Here is a 24372-nt window from a genome sequence, read left to right as displayed (position 1 = left end):
TCCGTTCTGTGGGGCCGGCCGGGTCACGGTGCACCACACCGCCGTCTGAACGACCTTGACCGGGCAGGCCCCACCCACTCGGCTCTGCCCGGACGGAGGGTGTCGGGATGGCGCCAACCATCCTGGAGTGCCCGAGGACCCCGCCGGAGGCACTGCCCTTGTCCCGATCAACATAGAAGCCCCGGATCTGCCAGTATTCATGGCGGCCCGGGGCTTCGTCGTGTGTCGCGCCGCCGGCGGGCTATCACCGACGCGCTGGCGGCCGAAGGCCAGAGGCGCGGCGGCGGGCCATCGGCCCGGCCCAGGTTCGGCGGCGCGAGCAGCCCGCGACGCGGGCCGCCTTGATCTCGTACAGAAAGTTCTCACATCTACGGGCACTGTTTCCAGCGCCCCCAAAGTCCGGCCGTTCTGGGATTGCCCGAGCAGCACTCTTGCGGGAAGCTCAACCCTGCCACGATCTGCGGCTCGCGGAGCGAGGCTCACACCATCGACGGGAACACGGGGAGCGCTGGATATGCCTCACGCTGAGCCACACGAACCACCACTCCTGCAGGCAGCCACCCCGTCGCATATTGCAGCTGCCGCCGATGCTCTGCGAGAAGTGTGCGACCTTGTTACCGTCGAAGATCCACCGCCTGGGTCCCGACCGATCCATATCCGGTTTGGACACTATGAACCCGGCGGCTTCCTCAGCCCGCTCCTCTTTGGTTTTCCGGTCATGAGCGTCACGGGGCGAGAGAGGGACGAGCCTGGACGGCTCGAGGTCCCAGCATCAGTCATCGACCAGCTTGATAGCGATTGGATTGCTAGCGGACTAGGTGAGCATCTCGAGACTGCCAAGACAACCAGAGGGTTAGAGCTCCTGACGCCCGACGCCAGCAAAGAGGACGAACCCTTTACGTATGCAATCGTTGTCAACACGCCAGTTGACCTTCAAGTAAATGTTGCACTTACTTCTCTAGCTAGTCTTCTGTCGCGACGTGAAGTAGTTGAAAAGCTGTTGCGAACCAACGCCTTCGAGGGCCTTGACGATGATCTGCAGCAATCTGACCAACAGGCAAGAGAGAATATTAGCGACACGACGCGTATTCATGGCTGGAAGATTGCTGCTCGCCAACTGCGTGACCGGTCGCGCATGTCGGGCCATCCACTGCGCGTCACGTTCGAAGCCCCTCTCTTCACCCAACGTGACCTAGCCGTACGGGCACCCGCGTTGCGCCGGGTCTATAACGAGATGAGCATCATCCGCCTTGCGATCGATAAGGTTGCCGCACTACTCAGCCAAGGCATGACTGTAGTTGGATCCGGGTCCGACAAAGTAATGAGGATGTCTCTCGACATGCTTGACCTCGGAGACGTCAGAACATACTTGGCGCACCTAGCAAGAGACGCGTACGTCTGCGGGAATGGCTTCCTCGCGTTCGGCTCGCCGCCTGAAACAGCCCTACGTCTTATTCAGCCCGAGAAGGGCCAATTAGACCAAACCGGAGCGAAGGTTCGCACTTCCGAGGGCAGCGACTGGCTCCGCGTTCTGCACGTCCGTGGTGCCGAGCAGGTTGGAAGCATGTATGGACTGGGAATGGTGGAGCCGTTCATTTCCCAAGTCTCCATGCATGACGTCTTGATTGGTCGACTCTATACTGCGAGAAGTTGGACACTCTGGGATAGGGCTCCCTCTTCTGCGAAAGACTGGGCAGCAACTGTGGAGCGGTCCGTGCCTCGAATGATAAAAAGGGTGCAGGACCAAATAAAAGCGAGCCTAGGGACAGTTACCGAGGGTCTAACGGATCCACCGCAGGACCTATACTTCCCAGGCCGCGAAAGGATGATGCCGGCGCCCAGCCTATTCATGAATAGCGACGAGTCTGCAGAGAACCTGAGGGGCTCGGAGAAGGGCTCTCAGTGAAACGGTCTAATTCCCCGCCCATCCCGGCACGCACGAGCATTCCTGCAAGCGTATTGGATAGTCCGTCAGCACGCGCCCGACTTCAGTACTACTGGATGTTGGCGGCGCAGTGGACTTTGACTCGCGTTACGAAACGGATTACTAAAAGTTTAGTGCGCATCGGGGCCCGCTATTCGCTGCTAGCAACCCTCCGACTAGTCCCTGCCAGAGCTACAAGCGCAACTAGTCGGGTAGTTGCTTTCTGGACTCCGATCGATTTTCTGATTGGGATCCTTGCGCCGGCGGGAGGCGAGTTTCCCGAACCTATAGCACTTAGACCTACGCTGGCAGGATCTCAGATACGCACCAACCCCGCCATTCGCGCGGTGGCGCTCGACATAGATATGGCGGAGCCCGAGCACCTTTCCGTCTTGCAGATCGCAAGCGACTTGCGCTCGCCTTGGCGACTCCTAGCGCACAGGTGGCTTGTTCGACATGCCATTCGCAGTGCGGGGGTGGCGGGCGCAGTTTTCGAAGGTCTGGCCCTCGACGGGGTAGCAGCCTGCGGGAAGGGAAAAGCCGAAGCCTTGCTACGCATTACCGGCTCGGTAGCCAGCGTGCTTTCCGCTCCGCAAGCTCGCCTCCTGCTAGAGACGCTCTTAAAGCTAGCTCGCTCACCGGTTGACCCGTACGAAGACAACACATTGAAGTTGCTCGCCCGTAGCGCAGCTGTTGGGTTGCTGTCTGTTCGCCATGAGTTGGACCGGGTAGTCTACGGCCTGTTGGAACAGGCACGGAAGGAGACGCCAGGGACGGCACGCGGCGTAATACCTGCAGAAGCCGAGATTCTTGCATTCGCCTACCGGTCACGAACTGCTGACGGAGGAAGTGTCTACCTGAAGTTGGCTGCGGCGTTGGGCACAAAAGGCCGCAATCTTGAGGCTTTGGCCGAACTATGCGACGCCGTGATCGAGCGCCAGTCTCCGGTTTCCTCTACATCGCTGGGGTTCTACCGAATCTGGACAGGCCTCATGTGGGCTTGGCGCAGATTTCTCGCACCTGCGATTCCCCTGATTTTCTCCGTACAAGCCGCAGCGTGGACCTATTTTCATTCCTGGTCGGAGCCGCCCTATAGGATTGAACTAGAGGCGGCGATAGCGGCACTTGCCGCAGTCGTGACGGTGAACGTGTTTACCGTTCAGCTCTCCAGTACGCGCCTGCCTGGCTCTGTCGCACGCGCTGCCGGCCACCCGTGGTACCTAACGGCATCTTATAGCGCCAGCCTTATCATGCTCGCAACTGTTTCAATGAAGGTCGACGCCCCTCGTCTCGCAAACGCCTTCCACTGGTCAGGACTGGTCGCAGTCATCGTCTTTGCGCTCGCACTGATAGCGGCTGTTATCGCTCTGGTCGGACGTACGGATGCTCCCGAGGCTGCAGCTGCGTTTGTCAAGTTACGCCAGTCGAAGTATGCATCGGTGGGACGGCGACTCGGTAAGATGCAGGCAAAGGCTATCGAACTCACCGAATGCATGGATTCGATACCAAGCGTTGTGCGGAATTCGGGAAGGGTGGTGGGAGAACGCTCCGACACAGTCTCTCCTCGCACCCGTGGCTTCCTATTGCTTTCGGCACGACATTTGAAGCGACTTCTGCGACGCCCAGAGATCGACGGCGGCACGCGCGTTCGCCTGCTTTCCACTCTAGGAAACATAACGGAGTCAGGCGAGGCTGTTCTAAGCCTGGTTCCGGGTCACGACCAGCGCATCTCACGGCGAACGCTTCGCTTGGCCGAGCGTGTTATACAAACTTATTCATCGTCAACAGCGGAGGCGGTTAGCAGCTCGATAGTCGCCCTTTTTAGCCATGCAGCTGCCTTAGCGAAGGCGGGCGATATTGGCACCGGACAGCGGGTCGCAAGGTCCGCTATGTGGCTACTCGAGGTTCATGTTTCATCTGCTCGCAACATGCGTAAGCGCGATACTCGACGCCAAGCGCTTAAGGCTAAGGCGCGTGAAGACCGAACTACAGTTCGTTCGGGTGTTGCCAGTTCAGCTGCGGAGCGTCGGAGCAGAGACGAGGCCGTCGTGCCCGCTGTTCCCGCGCTCCGCGACCTAACGACCGTCGCGGTTCGAGCAAGACTCGACTCGGCATTTGACTTGGGTGAAATCCCAGAAGGGGCGCTCGACACAATGCTCCGAATCTCCGGCAGGGCAGAGGGGGTCGGGCACTGGATCCTCATAACCCTGCCAGAGTCGATGAGCGATGCAAAGGCGAAACCTGCGGCACTGATGGGCCTGGTGAGACGAGTTGGGCTGCATGCACTAGAACGGGGCGACTTTCTGCTGTGGATTAGCGTCCTGGATAAACTGAACCGATATGCTCGCCAAGACGACGGCGAGCCCGCCGTATCTATGACCGGCGTCCTAGCGTCGACTGCTTGTCGATTTGACCTTCGATTCGCGAAACGGGCGCTCAAGGACTTGGCGGAACAGACGGATAAGAGCCGTCACCGGGTCGCAGCGGCCACGGGGCTGTGGCACATTGGCGGAGCCGCCCTAGCTGTCGGTGCGATATCGGTAGCAGTAGCAGCCGCCCGTGTTCTAGCCAGCCGGGATCAAGCAGACATGCTTGGCGCTTTAGCTACAACATCTACTTTGCGTAATGAGAAAACTAGAGCGGAACTTCTTGGGGGGTACCTCGGCGATAACGGGGGCGAGGCGTTGAAATCGTTTGCTTCGATGGCCTCGTCACTGGGTCAGCCATTGCTCTCCAGCTAGTAGGGCGTCGTCAGCAGACGATTTGAGGTCTCGCTTGCGGCGTTGGCGACCGACGGGAAACTGGGTGGACGGCCGCGAGGGATACGAGTTGCTGGTATAAAACGCTAGCACCGCCTATCCTTGGCTCGTGACTGACGAGGTGGAACGGGCGGTAAGGATTGCCGAGCAGCAACTCGCCGGGCCGCTTCCACGGAGGTGGCGGCATGTGCAGTCGGTCGGGCGTAAGGCGCAGAAGCTTGGGCTCCTGCCGGGCGTCGACCGAGAAGTTCTGGCTTCGGCCGGGTGGCTACACGACATCGGGTATGCACCTGGAATCCGCACCACTGGATTTCATGCATTGGACGGTGCCCGGTGGTTGATCCGCCAGGGATTCGATCCCCGGTTGGCAGGTCTTGTTGCCCACCACTCATGCGCTTTATATGAGGCCGAGGAGCGGGGATTGGCCGATACCTTGGCTGCTGAATTCCCGTATGAGGAGTCACCCACGTCTGATGCTCTTGCATACGCCGACATGACAACTGGACCGGACGGCCAAGACCTACAGGTCGAGGCTCGACTTGCTGAAATCCGGGAGCGGTACGGCCCGGACCACCTCGTGACACGGTTCTGGTACCGAGCAGAGCCGGCCTTGATGGCCTCGGTTCGCCGAACTGAGGCAAGGATGGCAGCTCAACCGATGTAGGGCTCGCGCCGCTGTTCGAAGCCATGATCGATGCGGAGCCGCATCGAAGGATGGATCGATAGGCTGTCCAGTTCGTGCTGCGGCACCCAACGCACAGCCGACGACTCGTCGCTGGTCGTCGGCTTACCGCCGATGTACCGACTGCGAAAGCAGATCGAGAACTGCTGTCGTACCTCGCCGTCGCTGTACTCCACCACGTGGTTCGGGTTGGTGTAGATCCCGACAACCCCGATCACCTCGACCTTGACGCCGGTCTCCTCGAGCGTCTCCCGCACGGCCGTCTCGGCGATGTACTCGCCGAAGTCCTGGGCGCCGCCGGGCAGTGCCCACAAGCCGTTGTCGGTGCGCTGGATGAGCAGCACTCGTCCCTGCTCGTCCTGGACGAAGACGGTCACTGCTACGACGATGCTGTTCGGCTTCGGGGCGTTCGGGTTGTTGAAGTGCTCGATCCGGGCCATGGCCCTAGCCTCTCACCGCCGGCGGCTCAGTGCTCCGGCCAGACGGCCCGCTTCTTGCCGAGGACCCGGTTGAAGCTGGCGACGTAGCTGTCGAACAGGTCCCCGCCGCCGAGCCGGCGCACGTGCAGCACTGGCGCGTATGCGGCTGGCGTGCCGTAGAGGTGGGTGTTGACGAGCATCTCGTCGTCGAAGCGGTAGATGGAGTTGTAGAGGATCGTGTCGTGGTAGTAGATCCCGACGTTGTCCAGGTCCCGTAGGTCTTTGTAGAAGGCCAGGGCGTTCAGGATCTTGCTGGACATGGCGTGGCCGATGCCTTCGTCGTCGCCGCGCTCGGCGATGTTCTTGCCCTCTGGGTCGCCGAATAGCAGCTCGACCTGGACTCCGGCCAGCGCCTTCTCGCGGAGGGTCGGTACCCAGCGGTGGTTGAACTCGGGTAGGAACAGCCCGCCGTAGACCAGGACGCCGACCTGTCGGGTGGCCTTCTCTAGGAGCTGCTGCCAGAGGTCGGTCGGCACGGCTCCGCGGCGCGGGTAGATGTGGACGACTTCTGACTGGCTGACCTGCACCGCTCGCTGTGTCGGCAGGGCGTCTGGCCAGAGGTACGTCTCGCTCTCGTCCAGCAGTTCGGCGATGGAGTGGCGGTAGCGCGGGTATGGGTTCCGGCTCTGGGTGATCCACCGTTCGACTGTCTTCGGATCGACGCCGAGCTTGTCGGCGAGCGTGGCCGACGTCAGGCCCTTCTTGAGCATCCCGCTGCGTAGGCGGTCGTTCGGCATCTCGGCTCCTGCTCGTTGGACAAGGGACGACTTGCAGGGACGGCTAACCCTAGCAAGGACGTCCCTAGTCGTCCATGTCTCGTGGCGAACTCGTCACTACCGATCGACGCACCCTGATTCCACAAGAGCTGCCGTCCAGAGAGGACGCACTTGGCCCACCGATGCGGGCTCAGCTCACGAGATGAAGGAGTCAGTCATGGGACGTCTGCTGCTGGACACCTCGCGGGTGTCGTACGAGGTGTCGGTGAACCCGGTGCCGAAGCTGGACCAGAACGGTCAGCAAAAGTTCGACCGGGAGACGAAGAACCCGATGTGGACGGTGCACCTGTACGCGCTGTCGGAGGGCAGCGCGGAGGTCATCAACGTGACGGTGGTCAACCCGGTGATGCCGCCGGTGACCGTTCGTCAGCCGGTCGTTCCGGTGGACCTGGAGGCGCTGCCCTGGGTCAACGACCGGGACGGCAAGGTCCGTTCGGGTGTGGCGTTCCGGGCCTCGGCCCTGAACCCGCTGGACACCGCCGCCTAGCGGCGGGCGTGTCGATCGGCTCCACAGAAGCGAAGAGGTGGACACGGGGTCGCCGTTGATTGGCGTCGTCTGCGACCCCGCGTCCTGTCCCAACAAATCCGGTCCCTATCGAGGGAGGACTTGTCGTGTCCAAGTCTAGTTCGCGGTCCCCGTTCGGCTGGTCGAACCGTGGGGGCAACGCCGTCACTGTCATTGAAGCTCCGGTCGCCCGTTCTTATCGTCGTCGGGCCACCATCGCCTTCTGGGTCACCCTCGGCGTTGTCGGCCCTCCTGGCCGCCACGGTGGCCTCGCACTACATGCACCCCATCGTGGGTGCGCTGCTCGGTGGGTTCATCGGTGCCCTGCTCGGCGCGGTCGTGTTCGCGCTGATCGTGGCATGGCCGGTCCTGCGGGTGTTCTGGCACTGGCTGACCGAGATCGTGCTCGGCCTGGTCGCCGTCTACGGCTGGATCGGCGTGATGCAGTCCACCCCGCTGTGGGGGTCACTGCTCGTCGTCGCCCTGGTCGTCGGCCTCCCGGCCGCGATCGGCCCGGTCCGCCGCCGCATCATGGCGTGGATCTGGTGTCTGGTCGTGCGTCACCGGCTGCGGATGTGCTTCGCGGCGTTCATCGCCACCAACCGTGCCGGTTCGCTGCCGCTGATCCTGCCCGCCCGGCCGACCCCGGCCGGTGAACGGGTGTGGGTGTGGCTGCGGCCCGGCCTCTCGCTCCGCGACTTGGAGCAGGAGGGCCAAGTGCAGAAGCTCGCCGTGGCGTGCTGGGCGAACGAGGTCCGCGTCACGCGCGCCTCCCGCAAGTACGCGGCGCTGATCCGCGTGGACATCACCCGCCGCGAGCCGCTGGCGGGCAAGGTTCTGTCTCCGCTGCCGGACTACGTCCCCACCGACGTGCCGGCCAACGCTCCCACCTCACCGGGCATGCCGCCTGTCGGCCTGGACCTGCCCGACGTGCCGGACGAGCCGGTCACCGCACCGGCCGACACCCCCCGGCCGCGCAAGCCGCGCAACAACCCCACCACCACGAGCCCAAGCGACGGGTTCGACCCCTCCGACTACGCCTGACCGGGACGGCGCGGACCAAGCACCCCTGACGGGGCCGGGCGTCCGCGCCATCTCCCCATCCTCCCCACCCGCCTTTGACACGTACGTGTCAACCGACCCTCGGGAGCCCTCATGGACGCCACGAGCCCTCTGGGAATCCAGACCAGCGACCCGGCGGAGTCGGTGCCGGTCGCGTCGGTCCTGTCCATCTTCGATCCGGTGTTCCTCGGCATCGATGAGTTCGGGCAGGCCGTGTACCTGCCGATGATCTATCGGAACATCCTCATCGGCGGTGAGCCCGGTGCGGGCAAGTCGTCGCTGTTGAACACGATCGTCGGCCACGCGGCCCTGTGCCCGGATGTGCGGCTGTGCCTGCTCGATGGCAAGCAGGTCGAGCTGGGGCTGTGGGAGGACGCCTGCGACGTGTTCGTCGGCCCTGACCTCGCCCACGCGATCCGCACGCTGCGCCGGGTGCAGACGGTGATGGACAACCGGTACACGTTCCTCAAGGCCCGGCGTCGCCGGAAGATCGGCCCGAACGACCTGTTCGGTCAGATCCTCGTCGCCTGCGACGAGATCGCCTACTTCTCCGCCACCGCCGGGGACAAGAAGGACCAGGAGCTGTTCGCCGCGCTGCTGCGCGACATCGTCGCTCGTGGCCGCGCCGTCGGCATCATCGTCGCCGCCGCGACTCAGCGGCCTTCGTCGGACATCATCCCGACCTCTCTGCGGGACATCTTCGCCTGGCGCTTCGCCGGCCGCTGCACCACCGACGTCTCGTCGGACATCGTGCTCGGGCACGGCTGGGCCGCCCGCGGCTTCTCCTCCAACACCATCGACCCCAACAACCAGGGCGCCGGCTACCTCATCGCTGAGGGCGGCATCCCGGCCCTGGTCAAAGCCGCTTACATGACGGACGCCGACATCATCCGGGTCGCGGACTACGCGGCCTGGACCCGCCGGCAAAGCGGCCTCACCACTCCCGCCGAGCGGCACGCCACCACCGACATCAAGGCGGCGGCATGAACACCACCACCGCGACCCGGACCCGGGTCCTGGACCTGGTGCTCGTCGGCGACGGCGAGGACATCGCCGCACTCACCGCCATCGCCCGCCACGCGGGCGCGCTCGTCTTTCGCTCCGCACCCACCGCCGCCGGCCCGAACGGCGACCGGCAGCGGGTGTTCCTCCGGCTCCACCTGCACCACCGATAGAGGAACGGCCGACAGACCGGGATTCGCCCTAGGAAAGCTGCCCGATCTGCCGGCCACCAACCAACGCCCACGAAAGGACGTGGCCGCCATGAACCCTACCCAAGAACAGCCCAACCCCGGCGCGCTGGCCGACCTGACCCCGGCCGACATCCTGCGCTGCGCCGCCCGCTACATCGAACTGCACGGCTGGAACCAGGGCACCTACTACGCCCTCACCGACGACGACAACCCGTTCCCGCCTGCCTGCGTGTCCGCCGCGATCGGCATGGCCACTCACGGCCACCGCATGCCCGTCCCGCACGACTTCAAGACCCGAAGCGGTGCCCGCGACTACTCCCGCGCCCTCGACGCGCTGACCTGTTATCTGCTCGCTACCGCGCCGGACCCGGTGCGCATCTGCGATGACGACGACGTGCCGACCGGCGACCCGTTCGAGTGGAACGACCACTCCGGCCGCACCGCCGAGCAGGTCATCACGACCCTGCGTGCCGCTGCCGGCGACTACGACTGGACGCACGCCACCGAGGACGACCTCGAAACCTACGCCGATGCCTGCGTGTGGGCGGAAAAGCACCCCACCCGTGAGGGCTTCCTTGCCTGGCTCGGTGCCCGATGACGCCCCGCCTGCGCGCCCTGGTCACCGCGACCGCGATTAGCGCCGCCGCGACCGCCGGCTACCTCACCGCCCGTCACAGCCTGCGGTCTGAACTCGCCACCGTCCGGCACGCGGCCACCCACGACCCGCTGACCGGCATCTGCAACCGCGCCGGCCTCTCGGCCGCCGCCGAGACCCTGATCACCACCGCCCACACCGCCGGTCGCCCGGTCGCTGTCGTCCTGGTCGACCTCGTGGGCTTCAAGAAGGTCAACGACACCCACGGCCACGACGCCGGGGACCACATCCTCACCATCGTCGCCAACCGGCTGACCGGCATCGCCGGCGCGGCCGGGCTCGCCGCCCGCCTCGGCGGCGACGAATTCGCCCTCATCACCACCGGCCCCGCCAACCGGCGCGACGACGCCGACACCTGGCTGGCCGACTGGCTCACCCATATCCACACCCGGCTGACCACATCGGTCCACCACGACGGCCGCTACCTGGCCGTCGGCGCCACCCTCGGCGCGGTCCTGGCCAACCCCGGCCACCCCGCCGCCGTGTGGCTGCACCGCGCTGACCTCGCCATGTACACCGCCCGCGCCGGGCGACGGACGACCGCCGTCTTCACGGACACCACCGACACCCCCGCCGACCAGCGGGCGACCGATCGGCCCCGTGACCTGGCCCGTCCCACCAGTCCTCTCGCCGCCGCCCCGACCACCTGGAGGGCCGCATGACCACCGCCATCGATCTCACCAACGTGACACGTACGTGTCAATACACCATCTCCACGGCCGCGCTCATCACCGCGCTTGAGTCCGCCTGGACCGCGATCCGCGACCGGCACCCCGAGGTGCCCGCCGCCGTCCTCGTCGTCGGCTCCGGCTCCCCCACCAAGCCCAACCAGGGCATGAAGTGGGGCCACTTCGCCGCGCTGCGCTGGCAGGCCGGCGACAACCAACTCCCCGAAATCCTCATCTCCGGTGAGGGCCTGTCCCGCGAACCCGAGGCCGTCTTCACCACCCTGCTGCACGAAGCAACCCACGCCCTGGCCGACGCCCGGGACATCCAAGACACCTCCCGGCAGGGCCGCTGGCACAACAAGAAGTTCGCCACCCTCGCCGCCGAACTCGGCATGTCCACCACCAAGGACGACAAGCTCGGCTACTCCCCCTGCACCCTGACCGACCTCACCCGCGCCCGCTACCGCTCGGTCATCGCTGACCTGTCCGAGGCGCTGCGCTTCTACCGCCACCCCGAACCGACCGGGGAAGCCAAGACCCGCACGAACAACAACAACGGCGTCTCGTGCGAGTGCGAGTGCCCCCGCAAGCTGCGCATCTCCACCTCGGCCTTTGAGGAAGGCCCGATCGTCTGCGCCGTCTGCGCGGCGGCGTTCCTGCCCGAGGACATCGACCGCGACACCTACGAACACCCCGCCTTCGCCACCGGCACCCCCGCCGGCGACGACAACCAGGCCGACGACGACCAGGAGGACGACCCGATGGTCTTCTACGACCCCACCGGCGAGCGCTACGGCCTGCCGACCTACCCCTTCAAGCTCGCCCCGAACGGGCTGCTGACCCGCCGTCAGCTCCGCGCCCGCGAACTGCGCCCCGGCGGCCAAGACCCCGCCGCGCAGATCCTCTGGCGGCGCGGCAAGCGCGTCGCCTACCTCTACCGACTCGACCTCGCGGTGCCCAAGCGCACCGCTACCCCGGCGCAGCGCGCCGCCATCGACAAGGCGCTCACCGCCCGGCGTACCTGCCCCACCTGCGGCCAGGTCAAGCCCTACTACATCCCGCGCTCGCTTGGCGAGTGCTTCGACTGTGACCGCGAGGCGACCTCATGACCACGACTTCTCGACCCTCGCGCGGCTGGTCGTACCTCGGCCTGATCCTCGGCGGACTCGTGTCCGTCGCCGCCAACATCGCTCACTCGTTCATCGCCCCCGACGGGGCACCGGAGAACTGGAGCCCGGAACCCGGCGCGGTCGTCTCCTCGATCGTCTGGCCGCTGTTCCTGTTCATCGCCATCGAGATCCTTGCTCGCACGCCCTGGCCCACCGGCTGGGGCTGGAACGTGCTGCGCTGGGTCGGGCTGCCGCCCGTCGCCCTGGTCGCCGCGTTCGTGTCCTACCGGCACCTGTCCGGCCTGCTCGACCACTACAACGAGGAAACCCTCGTCGTCTGGTTCGGTCCCCTCGCCGTGGATGGCCTGATGCTCATGGCCACCGCTGCTCTACTCGCCACCGGAAAGCGCACCACCCGGCCCATCGATCCTGTCCCGGCACTGGTGCCGGCCACCCGCGCCGAGGCGTCGTCGTCTGACATCCCCGCCTCGCCGCTGGTCCGCCCGGCCGCCGCGACCCCGGCCACCCAACCCGCACCCGAACCGATCACCGCACCTGTCCCTGAACCCGTCAACCTGCCCACCTCTGGCGAGGACACCGAGACTCCGACGACGGTCGAGCCCATCCCGGACAACACCGAGAAGGACCCGACCCCGGCACCCGTCGCGGCTGCGGCTGTCAACACCGGCCCCGCGCCCGCGCTGCTGCCCAATGCCCGGATCGTCGCCAGCGCCCACGAGAAAGCCCACGGTGAGCCCATCACCGCCGGCCAGCTCGCCGTGCGACTGCGCATACCCACCGCCACGGCCGCCGACATCCTGACGGCCCTCAACAACCCGACCACCATCAACAACAAGACCCACAACGGCACCGCCGTCGGAGCCACCGCGTGACCTCCTCGACGCTGCCTCTCGCACCCGGGACCATTACGGTCCCGGGTACGGGAGCCTACGTCGAGTCAGCTCGCCGCAGCCTCATCTCGGTTGTCAGCGGGAATCGGCTCGACGCCGAACTTCTCGATCATGAAACGCCAGAACAGCGACACCGCTTCGGTACCTGGCCTCCAGATCCGATCGTCGTGGCCCGACGGGGCACAGTGCTCGATCAGAACCACGCGCTCGTCCGGGGCGCCGTAGTACGGCTGTGGCCGCACCCAGACCACTTCGATCGGCCCCTGCGACGGTATGGGCACCGGGGTGACGGCCAAGTCGTGCATCGACATGAAGCCAGCCAGCCGGGCGGTGCCTCCACAGCGCCGGATGCTGTCCACGATCTCAGCCATGTACGGCGAGTGGTGGGCGGTGTACCTGCCGATCTGCTCAGCGATCACGTCCCATGGCTTCGCCTGGAAGTAGTCCAAGGCTCGCGAGTTGATTCGCACCGGCGCAGCCTCTCACTTTGCGGAGGATCTGCGCGGCTGCGGGCGTCCTGCCTTCTCGGGGCGGCCTCATGAGCGCTACGTCAGGCACCTCTGTTCGGGAATCGGCAGATTACTGGCCGTGGGCTGCCCCGACCAGCACCCGTCCCGCCGATGACGGCTGGGTACGCGGCCACGACCCCCGCACCGTCGCCTCCGGCCGCGCCCGCGCCCAGGACCCCGACTACCCCGAATGGCTGGGCCACGTCCGGGCCGCCTCCGCGTGCAAGCACCCGATCCGGTTGGCCGGGCAGATCCACGTCAACGACGCCGACGGCAACCGCATCGCCACCGTCGACACCGAGGACATGCCCGACGGCGCGATCTACACCCCCTGTGGCAACCGCCGCGCCTCGGTGTGCCCGTCCTGCGCCGAGGTCTACCGCCGCGACACGTTCCACCTCATCAAGGCTGGCCTCCAGGGCGACCGGTGGGGGCTGCCGCCGCTGCACGAACACATCGCCATCTTCCTCACCGCCACCGCACCCTCGTTCGGGCCGGTGCACCACCGGGTCGTGAAGGTCCACGCCGCGGACTGCCGCAAGAAAGACGGCTGCACCTGCCGGCCCTCGCCCTGCCACCCGTTCGGCCGCACCTGCCCGCACGGTGTCGAGCTGCGCTGCGGGCAGCGACACAAGGCCGGCGACAGCCAGCTCGGGCAGCCGCTCTGCCTTGACTGCTACGACCACACCGGCCAGGTCATCTGGAACCACGAAGCACCCGAACTGTGGCGCCGCACCATCCAACAGGTCGACCGCGAGCTACGCCGCCTCGGCCGCACCCACGGCGTCGAGCTGCGCCGCCGCTACATCAAGGTCTACGAGTTCCAGGTACGCGGCGTCATCCACTACCACGCGCTGATCCGCCTCGACGGCCACAACCCCGACTGCCCCGGTGCGATCGTTCCACCCCCACGGGTCATCACCCGGGACATGTTCGAGGACGCGGCGCGGGCAGCCTTCGTCAAGACCTCCTACACCTCCGCCCCTCACCCCGCCAACGGCGGGCAGGGCTGGCACATCGCCTGGGGCGACAAGGGCCTGGACGTCAAGCACGTCAACGCCCCCGGCGGCGAGGTCAACCTCGCCCAGATCACCGGCTACATCGCCAAGTACGTCACCAAGAGCACCGAGGTAACCGGACTGAACCTACGCCGCGTCGACGACCTCTCCGTCCAAGTCCACGGCGACCCGGCGACGCACCTCGGCCGGCTCATCCGCGCCTGCTGGGACCTCGGCGAGCATCCCGACTACCACCGGCTGCGGCGCTGGGCGCACCAGTTCGGCTACGGCGGCCACATCACCACCAAGAGCCGCGCCTTCTCCGCCACCCTCGGCTTCATCCGCCTGCAACGCACCATCTGGCGGCGCACCGAGGGCCACCCCCACACCTGGGACGACGAACAGACCGAGCGCGTCATCTACGAACTCGGCTACCAGGCCACCGGCTGGATCACCACCGGCGACGCCCTGCTCGCCAACACCGCCGCCGCCCAAGCCCGCGCCCGACACCAAGCCGGCATCGACGCCCTAGCCGACGAGCTGGCGGCCCACCGCTCGACCGGCCGCCCCCTGGCCGCTTGACACGTACGTGTCAACACCTGCCCGGCCCGCCGGGAAGCCGTTCTTTGACAACTCCACAGGCATCAGTAATAACCTCCAGGCCGGATTGACCTCAGGTCAGGAAACACCTGGAGCCGCACACGGGGCAGTACGCCCTCTTGGCGTTCGAAGTCACCCCGACATCGCACTGCGCGCAGTGGCCGTCCTCCCACAAACCCTGGTCGGGTCCAAGGCCACCGTCGTAACGGTCACGGTCAGGCCAGGCGACCAGGGTCAGATCCGGACGGTCCGGCTGGTCCTCATCTTGGGTCGCAGTAGCCAGGACCAACGTCGTTCGTAGGCCGCTGCCGCTTCCCGCTTCCGTGTAGCTCGGCAAGACCCGCCGCAAGACATCAACCAGTTCATGAACCGGCAGCGCCACGAGCTGCCCGGCGAGACGTTCCCGGTCTTCGTCCGTGAGCATGCGACCGACCCTACGCGAGGACTTCTTCCCCTCGCCGCTGGCGCATGCACATCACGTGCCGCATCAACACCCACCATGCCCGCCGGTCCGGCGAGAGCCGCACCTACATCACCCCTACTCCCAGAGGAGGCACCACATGGATAGACAACGAGTCCAGATCGTTCCGAGGTGGCATTCCCCGGCCGAGGTCGCCGCGATCCTCGGCTACGGCTTGTCCAAGGTGAAGATGAAGATCGCCACCGGGGAACTGCGCTCGGTCAAGGACGGCAAGTACCGCCGCATCCTGCCGGAATGGATCGATGAATACATCCAAGCCCAGATCGACCGACAGGAGGCGGCCTGATGCCCGGCAAACGCGCCAACGGCGAAGGCTCCATCTTCCCGTACCGGAACGGGTTCGCCGCCTACGTCTGGGTCACCAAGCCGGACGGCAAACGCGCTCGCAAGTACGTCTACGGCAAGACCCGTGATCAGGTCCACGACAAGTGGGTGAGGCTGCACCAGCAAGCCAAGGCCGGCCCCGTTGCCACGAACGTCCCCACGGTGGCGAACTACATGACGTACTGGCTCGCCGAAATCGTGGAGCCGAACCTCGCCCCGCTGACCTACGCCACCTACGAAACCCTGAGTCGCCTCTACATCGTCCCCGGCCTCGGCGCCAAGCGACTCGACGGCCGGCTGTCCGTACGTGAGGTGCAGACCTGGCTCAACAAGGTCGCGAAGACGTGCCAGTGCTGCGCCCAGGGAAAGGACGAACGCCGACCACCGAAGAACCGGAAATGCTGCGCGGTTGGCCGGTGTTGCCACGACCTTCCCTCGGCTCGCACCGTCAAGGGAATCCGCGCTGTTCTCCGCTCGGCGCTCTCTCAGGCCGTGGTGGAGGAACTGGTCGTGAAGAACGTTGCTGCTCTCGTGAAGCTTCCGCCGATCCGTGCCCGCAAGGGCAAGTCGTGGAGCAGTGAGCAAGCCCGCGCGTTCCTGGAATCGTCCCGCGACGGCGACGACTACCTGTACGCCGCCTACGTCCTGGTCCTCGTGCTCGGCCTACGCAAGGGCGAAGTCCTCGGTCTCACCTGGGACCACATCGAGTGGGACGGCTGGGACAAGCCCTGCACCCCGCATGGCGAGGATTTCTGCGAGCACTGCCGCGACAACCACGACATCAGCCTCGTCATCGACAAGCAGCTCCAGCGGGTACGCGGCCGGCTCTTGCACCGGGCCACCAAGACCGAGGAGTCCGACGCGCCCCTCCCGCTGCCAGCCATCTGCGTCACCGCGCTGCGGCACCGCTGCCGGCAACAGGAGGCGGCCAGGGAGAAGGCCGGCGAGGCATGGCACGACACCGGCATGGTCTTCACGACCCGCTACGGGCTGCCCGTCGAGCCGCGGAACTTCAACCGGTCCTACGACAGCCGCATCGACCGGGCGGGCGTCCCGAAGATCACGGTCCACGACGCCCGACGCACCTGCGGTTCGCTGCTGGTCGACCTGGACGTGCATCCCCGGATCGCGATGGCGATCCTGAGACACGCGGACTTCTCGATCACGATGGAGATCTACAGCCAGGTCTCGTCCAAGGCCACGCGGGAGGCTCTGCGGAAGCTGGGCGAGAGCCTTGATCAATAGGCCGTTGCTGTACTTCGCTGCTGTACAAGATCAGAAAAGGCCACCTGGAAGATCCCAGATGGCCTTTGACCTGCGTCGGGACGGCCGGATTCGAACCGACGACCCCTTGACCCCCAGTCAAGTGCGCTACCAAGCTGCGCCACGTCCCGATGCCCCCGCGGGGTTCTCCCCGCGACAGCCGGTACAGCTTAGCGCACGATCATCCCGTCGTCCGCACTGACCCCTCCCGCCCCCGAGCCGCGTCGCCCACCCCACCATCCGTAGGGCGTCCTAGGAGGATAGGTAAGAGAACGGGAGCGGAAAATGCCGGATGGGAGCGGCGCTCCCATCCGGCATCAGGTCCGGCCAGGGGTCAGCCGTGCGCCTTACCGCGGCCGCCCGGGCCGAGCTTCTTGCGGGGGCGTACCGAGATCTCGATCGGACTGCCCTCGAAGCCGAACTCCTCACGCAGCTTGCGCTCGACGAAGCGCTGGTAGCCCGCGTCCAGCGGACCGGTGGTGAAGAGCACGAAGCGCGGCGGGGCCACGCCGGCCTGGGTGGCGAAGAGGATCTTCGGCGCCCGACCGCCGCGCACCGGGTGCGGGGTGGCCTGCACCAGGGCGGTCAGCCACGAGTTGAGCTGCGCCGTCGGCACCCGGGTCTCCCAGCTCGCCAGGGCCTTGCGCAGCGCCGGCGCGAGCTTGTCGACCGCCCGGCCGGTCCGCGCCGACAGGTTGAGCCGGATGGCCCACGGGATCCGGCGCAGCTCGCGCTCGATCTCCTTGTCCAGGTAGTACCGGCGGTCGGCGTCGACCAGGTCCCACTTGTTGAAGGCGATCACCAGCGCCCGGCCGGCCTCGGTCACCATGGACAGGATCCGCTGGTCCTGCTCGCTGATGACCTCGCTGGAGTCGAGCAGCACCACCGCGACCTCGGCGGCCTCGATCGCCGACGCGGTCCGCAGGCTGGCGTAGTACTCGGTGCCGCTGGCCTTGCCCACCCGCTTGCGCAGGCCCGCCGTGTCCACCAGCTGCCAGGTCTCCCCGCCGATCTCGACGAGGCTGTCCACCGGGTCCACCGTGGTGCCCGCCACCGAGTCCACGACCGCCCGCTCCTCGCCGGAGAAGCGGTTCAGCAGGCTGGACTTGCCGACGTTCGGCCGGCCGACGAGGGCCACCCGGCGCGGGCCGCGCGGGCGGTGCTCGACGATCTTCGGGGCCTCCGGCAGCGCGTCCATGATGGCGTCGAGCAGTTCGCCCGAGCCGCGGCCGTGCAGCGCCGACACCGCGTACGGCTCGCCGAGGCCGAGCGACCACAGCGAGGTCGCCTCCATCTCGATGGAGGTGTTGTCGGCCTTGTTCGCGACCAGGATCACCGGCTTGGCGCTGCGGCGCAGCATGCGTACCGCCGCCTCGTCCACATCGGTCGAGCCGACCATCGCGTCGACCACGAACAGCACCACGTCGGCCGTGGCGACCGCCGCCTCGGCCTGCGCCGCGATCGCTGCCGCCCGGTCCTTGGCGTCGGGCTCCCACCCGCCGGTGTCCACCACGGTGAACTGCCGGCCGGCCCACTGCGCGTCGTACGGGACGCGGTCCCGGGTCACGCCGGGGACGTCCTCGACGACCGCCTGCCGGCGGCCGATGATCCGGTTGACCAGGGTCGACTTGCCCACGTTGGGGCGGCCGACCACGGCCACGACCGGCTGCGGACCGGTCACTTCCTCGGTCTCGACGTCCGGTTCCCGCAGCTCCACCCAACCGTCGGCGTCGGTCATGCCACTCCCCGCTCGGTCAGCAGGTCACGCAGGCGCGCGACGACCTCGTCGATGCCCAACTCGGTCGTGTCCAGCACCACGGCGTCGGCGGCCTGGGTCAGCGGGTCGGCCTTGCGGGTCGAGTCGAGCCGGTCCCGCCGGGCCAGGTCGGCGGCGGTGGCCGCCACGTCGGTGGCGTCCTCGGCGCTGCGCCGGGCGGCCCGGGCCGCCTCCGAGGCGGTGAGGTAGACCTTCAGGTCGGCGTCCGGCGCCACCACGGACCCGATGTCGCGGCCCTCGACCACGATCCGGCCGGCGTGGGCGATCATCTCGCGCTGCCGGGTGACCAGGAGCGCGCGCACCGCCGGCACGGCGGCCACGGCGGAGACCGCCCCGGTCACCTCCGGGCCGCGGATCTCGGCGTCGACGGTCACGCCGTCGGCGGTCACGCCGTACCCCGTGGGGTCGGTGCCGATGCGCAGGTCCACCTCGCCGGCGACCTTGGCCACCGACTCGGCGTCGGTCAGGTCGACACCGGAGCGCAGCACGGCCCAGGTGATGGCCCGGTACATGGCGCCGGTGTCGAGGTAGCGAGCACCGAGGCCGACGGCGAGCCGCCGTGAGACGGTGGACTTACCCGAACCGGACGGCCCGTCCACAGCGACCACGCAGCGCCCGGCCCGTACGTTTTCCTCCACCGTTGTCCTCCTCAGCCCGTACCCCACGAAACGCCCACCGCGTCCCGCGAGCGGTTTCCACACGTCCTCAATCATGCCCGGCGGCGCGCGAGGTCGCCGCCGGCCGCCGGGCCGCCACGGAGCCTACCGGCAGCCGTACCCGCGAGCCGGCCGGTCAGTCACCCACGGCCTTGAACAGGGCGGCGACCTCCGCGTTGGTCAGCCGCCGGGTGCGCCCGGCGCGCAGGTCGCCCAGCCGGATCGGCCCGATGGCGGTACGCACCAGCCGGCTCACCGGGTGGCCCACCTCGGCGAGCAGCCGCCGGACGATGTGCTTGCGCCCCTCGTGCAGGCTCAGCTCCACCTGGGCGGTCCTGCCCAGGGTGTCCACCACCCGGAAGGCGTCGACCTTCGCCGGGCCGTCCTCCAGCTCCACGCCGGCCGTCAGCCGCTTGCCGAGGTTGCGCGGGACCGGCCCGGACACCTCGCAGAGGTAGGTCTTCTGCACCCCGTACGACGGGTGCATGAGCTTGTGCGCGAGGGTGCCGTCGTTGGTGAGCAGCAGCAGGCCCTCGCTGTCGGCGTCGAGCCGCCCGACGTGGTAGACCCGCTGCTCCACCCGGTTGCCGAGGAAGTCGGCGAGCGCCGTCCGCCCCTTCTCGTCGGCCATGGTGGAGACGACCCCGCGCGGCTTGTTCATGGCCAGGTAGACCAGGCGGGTGTCGGCGACGAGACGCTCGCCGTCGACGTGGATGACGGCGGTGGCCGGATCGACCTTGTCGCCGAGTTGGGCGACCCGCCCGTTGACGGTGACCCGGCGGCGGAAGATCAGGTCCTCGCAGGCGCGCCGGGAGCCCACGCCGGCGGCGGCCAGCACCTTCTGGAGGCGCTCGGCCCCCTCGAAGACGGGCGCGTCGGGGCGGGGGGTGCGGTCATCGCGTGGCATCGGCAAGCTCTTCTACGTCGTCGGGAAGGAACGGGGCCAGCGGCGGGAGGTCGTCGACGCTGTTCAGCCCGAGCTTCTCCAGGAACATCGTGGTGGTCCGGTAGAGGAACGCCCCGCTGTCCGGTTCGGCGCCGCACTCCTCCACCAGCCCGCGGGAGACCAGGGTACGGATCACCCCGTCGCAGTTGACACCCCGGATGGCGGAGATCCGCGACCGGGTCACCGGCTGCTTGTAGGCGACCACGGCCAGTGTCTCCAGCGCGGCCTGGGTCAGCCGCACGGACTGCCCGTCCAGCACGAACCGTTCGACGTAGGTCGCGTATTCCGGTCGGGTGTAGAGACGCCAGCCACCCGCGGCCCGGCGCAGCTCGAAGCCGTGCCCGGCGGCGGTGTAGCCCGCGGCGATCTCGTCCAGCATCGGCCCGATCCGCTCGGCGGGCTGCTCCAGGACCTGGGCGAGCGTCAGCTCGCTGACCGGCTCGTCGACCACCAGCAGGATCGCCTCCAGCGCCCCGCGCAGCTCCGCGTCGTCGAGTTCCGGCGCCGGCGCGGGTGCCGGCGCCGGCCGCCGCCGCCCGGCCGGCTGCTTCGTCGGTACGCCCGCAGCCGGGTCCTGTGCCGCGGTCTCCGCCGGCTCCGCGCCCTGTGCCGCCCTGTCGGTCCGCTCCGCGCCCTGTGCCGCCCTGTCAGTCCGCTCCGCGCCCTGCTCCGCCGCGTCGGTCCGCTCCGCGGCGTGTGCCGCCGTCTCGCCCTGCTCGGCGCCCTCCCCCGCGGCGTTCCCGAGGGTCTCCCCCGTGCCGTCGGCCGGCGAGGCGGGAATCTCGGAGGGATCCGGCGCCTCCGGGGGCAGGTCGCTGCCAGGACCACCCGAAGGCGACTCGGCCGGCGGGGTGGGGCGCTGCCAGGGTGGGATCCAGGCGGCGGCCTGTTCCGCCAGGGAGTCCCGGCGCTCCTCGCTGCTCATCCGGTCTGCTCCTCCGTCGTCGCCGTCCCGTTCCCGCCCGCCGCGCCCGCCCCGGCCTCGTGGGCCGGCGCCGCCGTACTCACGGCGCCCGGCGGGCCCGCTGGCGGTGTCTGGTCCGCCGGTTCGGCGGGGGTGCCGGCGTACTCGTCGATGTGCAGGTCCGGGCCGCCCTCGGCGGGGCCGGTCCAGCGTACGGTCAGCTCCTCCAGGGCCTGCTCCTGGACGAAGGCGACCAGGCCCTCCCGGTAGAGCTCCAGCAGCGCCAGGAACCGGGCCACCACCTCCAGGGTGGCGTCGCAGTCGGCGCAGAGCAACGAGAAGGTGGCGGTGCCGGCGCGGCGCAGCCGCTCGGTGATGATCGCCGCGTGCTCCCGGACGCTGACCCGGACCATGTGCACGTGGGCGATCGACACCTCCGGCACCGGCTTCGGCGTCATCGCCCTGATCGCCAGCTTCAGCAGCCGCTCCGGGCCGATGCCGAGCACCAGGTCCGGCAGGGCCTCGGCGTACCGGGGCTCCAGGGTGACCGCCCGGGGGTAGCGCCGGCCGCCGACCTCCTCCAGTGCGGCGATGTGCGCCGCCGCCTCCTTGTACGCCTTGTACTGCAGCAGCCGGGCGAAGAGCAGGTCCCGCGCCTCCAGCAGGGCGAGGTCCTCCTCGTCCTCGACCTCGGCGGCGGGCAGCAGCCGGGCGGCCTTGAGGTCGAGCAGGGTGGCGGCGATGAGCAGGAACTCGCTGGCCTCGTCCAGGTCCCACTGGTCGCCCATGGCCCGGATGTACGCGATGAACTCGTCGGTGACCCGGTGCAGCGCCACCTCGGTGACGTCGAGCTTGTGCTTGCCGATCAGCTGGAGCAGCAGGTCGAACGGGCCGGTGAAGTTCGCCAGCCGGACGGTGAAGCCGCTGCTCTCCGCCGCCTCGGGCGCGCCCCCGGGACCCGTCGGTACCTCGGCGGCCCGCACGGGCGGCTGCTCCGGCGTCGCGGGCGGATCGAGGGGTGGCGCGGTCACCGGAAGACCGTAGTCCACGCCCCGGACGCCTCGACGCGAAGGTGCACCCCGGCCTACCGCTCCGCCTGGGCGGCGATCACCTCGCGGGCGAGCTGGCGGTAGTTGCGGGCGCCGGACGAGGCCGGGTCGAGCGTGGTGATCGGGGCACCGGCGACGGTGGACTCGGGGAACTTGACGGTCTTGGTGATCACCGTCTGGTAGACCTTGTCGCCGAACGCCTCCACCACCCGCTGGAGCACCTGCCGGCAGTGGGTGGTGCGGCTGTCGTACATGGTGGCGAGGATGCCCTCGAGCTCCAGGTCGAAGTTGAGCCGCTCGCGCACCTTGTCGATGGTGTCCAGCAGCAGGGCGACACCGCGCAGGCTGAAGAACTCGCACTCCAGCGGGATGAGCACGCCGTGCGCGACCGTGAGCGCGTTGATCGCCAGCAGGCCCAGCGAGGGCTGGCAGTCGATCAGGATGTAGTCGTACTCCTTGCGGATCGACCGGAGCACCCGGGCCAGGGCCATCTCCCGGGCGACCTCGTTGACCAGCTGGATCTCGGCCGCGGAGAGGTCGATGTTGGCCGGCAGCAGGTGCAGCCCCGCCACGTCGGTCTTGATCAGGACGTCCTCGGCGGTGACGTCGTCCTGCATGAGGAGGTTGTAGACCGACAGGTCGAGGTTGTGCGGGTTGACCCCCAGCCCGACCGAGAGGGCGCCCTGCGGGTCGAAGTCGACCAGCAGCACCTTGCGGCCGTACTCGGCCAGCGCGGCGCCCAGGTTGATGGTCGTGGTGGTCTTGCCGACGCCGCCTTTCTGGTTGGCCATCGCGATGATCCGGGCCGGGCCGTGCCGGTCGGTCGGCATCGGCTCGGGAATCGGCTTACGCATCGTGTAGGCCGCCGGATCCGCCGGGCCGAGATCCGCCCCGAGCGTGGCCTGCTGCTCGCGGAGCTCCGACGTCCAGGTCTCGGCACGGTCACCGTTGCCAGCCATGTCCTCGTTGCCCCCTCCCGACGACCACCCGGCGTCGGAGCCGTCCGACGTCCTGCGCGGCGCCGCTGCGCACCCCGTCTGCCTCGCCCCAGGAGGTCCGCGCCGATGCCGACTGTACGCCACCGGCCAGCGGGCCGGTCGCACCCGCTCGGCGTGTCGCCGCCCCGCCGACCAGGCCACCCCCGGCGGACCGGCCGACCCTCACCGGCCGGACGGTCGACGGGGTCAGCCGCGGGCCCGGGGATGGGCGGTGGCGTACACCTCGCGCAGCCGCTCCACGGTGACCAGCGTGTAGACCTGGGTGGTGGTCACCGAGGCGTGGCCGAGCAGTTCCTGCACCACCCGTACGTCCGCGCCGCCGTCGAGCAGGTGGGTGGCGTAGGAGTGGCGCAGGGTGTGCGGGGAGACCGCCTGCGGCCCGTCCACCGGCAGGCCGGCCCGCTGGGCGGCGCGGCGCAGGATGGTCCAGGCCCCCTGCCGGGACAGCGCGCCGCCACGGGCGTTGAGGAACACCGCCGGGGTGCCCCGGCCGGCGGCGACCAGCCCTGGCCGGGCGCGCACCAGCCAGGCGCTCAGCGCCTCGACCGCGTACCCGCCGATGGGGACCAGCCGGGTGCGGCCGCCCTTGCCGCGCAGGACGACGGTGCCCTCGCCGACGTCGAGGTCGTCGACGGCCGCACCGACCGCCTCGGAGATCCGTGCCCCGGTGCCGTACAGGAACTCCAGCAGCGCCCGGTCGCGCAGCGCGAGCGGCGCGCCGTCGCCGGTGGCGGTCACGGCGCCGGCGGTCTCCAGCAGCCGGACCACGTCGTCCACCGGCAGCGCGCGGGGCAGCCGGCGCGGCGGGGTGGGCGGGCGGACGTCGCGGCTGGGGTCGGCGCCGGCCAGCCCCTCGCGCAGCGCGAAGCGGTGCAGCCCGCGCACCGCGCTGGCCGCTCGCGCCGCGGACGAGACCGCCAGCGGCGGGTGCGCGTCGTCGCCGGCCCGCAGCCGGGACAGGTGTTCCTCGACCTGGCCGGGGCCGACCGCCGCCAGGTCCGGCACCCCGGCCGCCGCCAGGGTGGCCAGGTATCGCTCCAGGTCCCGGCGGTACGACGAGAGCGTGTTCGCCGACAGTCCCCGTTCGACGGTGAGGTGGTCCAGGTAGCCGCGGACGGCACGGCGCAGGGCCGGCGCGGGCTCC

At 68.3% G+C, this 24372-nt stretch carries 25 protein-coding genes and 1 tRNA gene; 14 read left to right on the top strand and 12 right to left on the bottom strand.

Annotated features, from left to right (window positions below):
- Positions 1–718 precede the first annotated feature (718 nt).
- The 3 genes from AB0L34_RS21785 (at position 719) to AB0L34_RS21775 (ending at position 5347) form a co-directional block, all read left to right on the top strand.
- Entirely contained in the window at positions 719–1906 is a 1188-nt protein-coding gene (locus tag AB0L34_RS21785) for a hypothetical protein (RefSeq protein WP_363706117.1), read from the top strand.
- Between the two features lie 761 nt (positions 1907–2667).
- Positions 2668–4665 (top strand): hypothetical protein, encoded by a 1998-nt coding sequence (locus AB0L34_RS21780; RefSeq protein WP_363706115.1) that lies wholly within the window; start codon positions 2668–2670, stop codon positions 4663–4665.
- A 127-nt stretch (positions 4666–4792) separates the two neighbouring features.
- Positions 4793–5347 (top strand): HD domain-containing protein, encoded by a 555-nt coding sequence (locus tag AB0L34_RS21775; RefSeq protein ID WP_363706113.1) that lies wholly within the window; start codon positions 4793–4795, stop codon positions 5345–5347.
- Here the strand turns inward: AB0L34_RS21775 and AB0L34_RS21770 are convergent.
- Both AB0L34_RS21770 and AB0L34_RS21765 read right to left on the bottom strand, forming a co-directional pair.
- Positions 5335–5805 (bottom strand): NUDIX domain-containing protein, encoded by a 471-nt coding sequence (locus AB0L34_RS21770; RefSeq protein WP_363706111.1) that lies wholly within the window; start codon positions 5803–5805, stop codon positions 5335–5337. The genes AB0L34_RS21775 and AB0L34_RS21770 overlap by 13 nt on opposite strands.
- A gap of 26 nt (positions 5806–5831) precedes the next feature.
- Positions 5832–6581, bottom strand: a complete 750-nt coding sequence (locus AB0L34_RS21765; RefSeq protein ID WP_363706109.1) for a helix-turn-helix transcriptional regulator — start codon at positions 6579–6581, stop codon at positions 5832–5834.
- Between the two features lie 196 nt (positions 6582–6777).
- Here AB0L34_RS21765 and AB0L34_RS21760 point away from each other — a divergent pair, with 196 nt between their 5' ends.
- The 8 genes from AB0L34_RS21760 (at position 6778) to AB0L34_RS21725 (ending at position 12705) form a co-directional block, all read left to right on the top strand.
- The gene (locus AB0L34_RS21760; RefSeq protein WP_363706107.1) at positions 6778–7107 is read left to right on the top strand and encodes a hypothetical protein; all 330 of its coding nucleotides are present in this window, start codon (positions 6778–6780) and stop codon (positions 7105–7107) included.
- A 258-nt stretch (positions 7108–7365) separates the two neighbouring features.
- Positions 7366–8169, top strand: a complete 804-nt coding sequence (locus AB0L34_RS21755; RefSeq protein ID WP_363706105.1) for a hypothetical protein — start codon at positions 7366–7368, stop codon at positions 8167–8169.
- Between the two features lie 111 nt (positions 8170–8280).
- On the top strand, positions 8281–9174 hold the full coding sequence (locus tag AB0L34_RS21750) for an FtsK/SpoIIIE domain-containing protein (RefSeq protein WP_363706103.1): 894 nt from the start codon (positions 8281–8283) through the stop codon (positions 9172–9174).
- Positions 9171–9362 (top strand): hypothetical protein, encoded by a 192-nt coding sequence (locus AB0L34_RS21745; RefSeq protein ID WP_363706101.1) that lies wholly within the window; start codon positions 9171–9173, stop codon positions 9360–9362. Before AB0L34_RS21750 ends, AB0L34_RS21745 begins: the two co-directional genes overlap by 4 nt.
- 88 nt (positions 9363–9450) lie before the next feature.
- Entirely contained in the window at positions 9451–9978 is a 528-nt protein-coding gene (locus AB0L34_RS21740; RefSeq protein ID WP_363706121.1) for a hypothetical protein, read from the top strand.
- The gene (locus AB0L34_RS21735) at positions 9975–10697 is read left to right on the top strand and encodes a GGDEF domain-containing protein (RefSeq protein ID WP_363706099.1); all 723 of its coding nucleotides are present in this window, start codon (positions 9975–9977) and stop codon (positions 10695–10697) included. Before AB0L34_RS21740 ends, AB0L34_RS21735 begins: the two co-directional genes overlap by 4 nt.
- A gap of 767 nt (positions 10698–11464) precedes the next feature.
- Positions 11465–11812: an RRQRL motif-containing zinc-binding protein gene (locus AB0L34_RS21730; RefSeq protein WP_363706119.1), complete on the top strand. Its 348-nt coding sequence runs from the start codon at positions 11465–11467 to the stop codon at positions 11810–11812.
- Entirely contained in the window at positions 11809–12705 is an 897-nt protein-coding gene (locus tag AB0L34_RS21725; protein ID WP_363706097.1) for a hypothetical protein, read from the top strand. The genes AB0L34_RS21730 and AB0L34_RS21725 overlap by 4 nt, the downstream gene beginning before the upstream one ends.
- 65 nt (positions 12706–12770) lie before the next feature.
- On the opposite strand, the gene AB0L34_RS21720 is transcribed toward AB0L34_RS21725, so the two are convergent.
- Positions 12771–13172: a hypothetical protein gene (locus tag AB0L34_RS21720; protein WP_363706095.1), complete on the bottom strand. Its 402-nt coding sequence runs from the start codon at positions 13170–13172 to the stop codon at positions 12771–12773.
- A gap of 89 nt (positions 13173–13261) precedes the next feature.
- On the opposite strand from AB0L34_RS21720, the gene AB0L34_RS21715 reads away from it, so the two are divergent.
- Complete coding sequence (locus tag AB0L34_RS21715) at positions 13262–14812, top strand: replication initiator (protein WP_363706093.1); 1551 nt, start codon at positions 13262–13264, stop codon at positions 14810–14812.
- 91 nt (positions 14813–14903) lie between these two features.
- On the opposite strand, the gene AB0L34_RS21710 is transcribed toward AB0L34_RS21715, so the two are convergent.
- Positions 14904–15254: a hypothetical protein gene (locus tag AB0L34_RS21710; protein WP_363706092.1), complete on the bottom strand. Its 351-nt coding sequence runs from the start codon at positions 15252–15254 to the stop codon at positions 14904–14906.
- Between the two features lie 136 nt (positions 15255–15390).
- Between AB0L34_RS21710 and AB0L34_RS21705 the strand changes: the two genes are divergently transcribed.
- Both AB0L34_RS21705 and AB0L34_RS21700 read left to right on the top strand, forming a co-directional pair.
- On the top strand, positions 15391–15597 hold the full coding sequence (locus AB0L34_RS21705; protein ID WP_363706090.1) for an excisionase family DNA-binding protein: 207 nt from the start codon (positions 15391–15393) through the stop codon (positions 15595–15597).
- Positions 15597–16880: a tyrosine-type recombinase/integrase gene (locus tag AB0L34_RS21700; protein ID WP_363706088.1), complete on the top strand. Its 1284-nt coding sequence runs from the start codon at positions 15597–15599 to the stop codon at positions 16878–16880. The genes AB0L34_RS21705 and AB0L34_RS21700 overlap by 1 nt, the downstream gene beginning before the upstream one ends.
- A gap of 75 nt (positions 16881–16955) precedes the next feature.
- Here AB0L34_RS21700 and AB0L34_RS21695 read toward each other — a convergent pair.
- The 8 genes from AB0L34_RS21695 to AB0L34_RS21660 form a co-directional block, all read right to left on the bottom strand.
- Positions 16956–17029: transfer RNA gene (locus AB0L34_RS21695), tRNA-Pro, on the bottom strand.
- Positions 17030–17232: 203 nt separating this feature from the next.
- Entirely contained in the window at positions 17233–18636 is a 1404-nt protein-coding gene (gene der, locus AB0L34_RS21690) for a ribosome biogenesis GTPase Der (protein WP_363706086.1), read from the bottom strand.
- Entirely contained in the window at positions 18633–19313 is a 681-nt protein-coding gene (gene cmk, locus AB0L34_RS21685) for a (d)CMP kinase (RefSeq protein WP_357463513.1), read from the bottom strand. The genes der and cmk overlap by 4 nt, the downstream gene beginning before the upstream one ends.
- Positions 19314–19467: 154 nt before the next feature.
- Positions 19468–20238, bottom strand: coding sequence for a pseudouridine synthase (locus tag AB0L34_RS21680; RefSeq protein WP_363706084.1), 771 nt, complete (start codon positions 20236–20238; stop codon positions 19468–19470).
- Positions 20225–21202: an SMC-Scp complex subunit ScpB gene (scpB, locus tag AB0L34_RS21675; protein WP_363706082.1), complete on the bottom strand. Its 978-nt coding sequence runs from the start codon at positions 21200–21202 to the stop codon at positions 20225–20227. Before scpB ends, AB0L34_RS21680 begins: the two co-directional genes overlap by 14 nt.
- Complete coding sequence (locus tag AB0L34_RS21670) at positions 21199–22230, bottom strand: ScpA family protein (protein ID WP_363706081.1); 1032 nt, start codon at positions 22228–22230, stop codon at positions 21199–21201. Before AB0L34_RS21670 ends, scpB begins: the two co-directional genes overlap by 4 nt.
- Positions 22231–22265: 35 nt before the next feature.
- Entirely contained in the window at positions 22266–23189 is a 924-nt protein-coding gene (locus AB0L34_RS21665; protein WP_036375269.1) for an AAA family ATPase, read from the bottom strand.
- Positions 23190–23414: 225 nt separating this feature from the next.
- A partial coding sequence (locus AB0L34_RS21660; protein ID WP_363706079.1) for a site-specific tyrosine recombinase XerD occupies positions 23415–24372 on the bottom strand: 958 nt, incomplete at its 5' end.

Origin of the sequence: Micromonospora sp. NPDC052213, assembly GCF_040679695.1 — a bacterium.
Classification (GTDB): Bacteria; Actinomycetota; Actinomycetes; order Mycobacteriales; family Micromonosporaceae; genus Micromonospora.
Note: the sequence above shows the minus strand (reverse complement) of the source record. Positions and strands in the feature narration are given on the sequence as shown.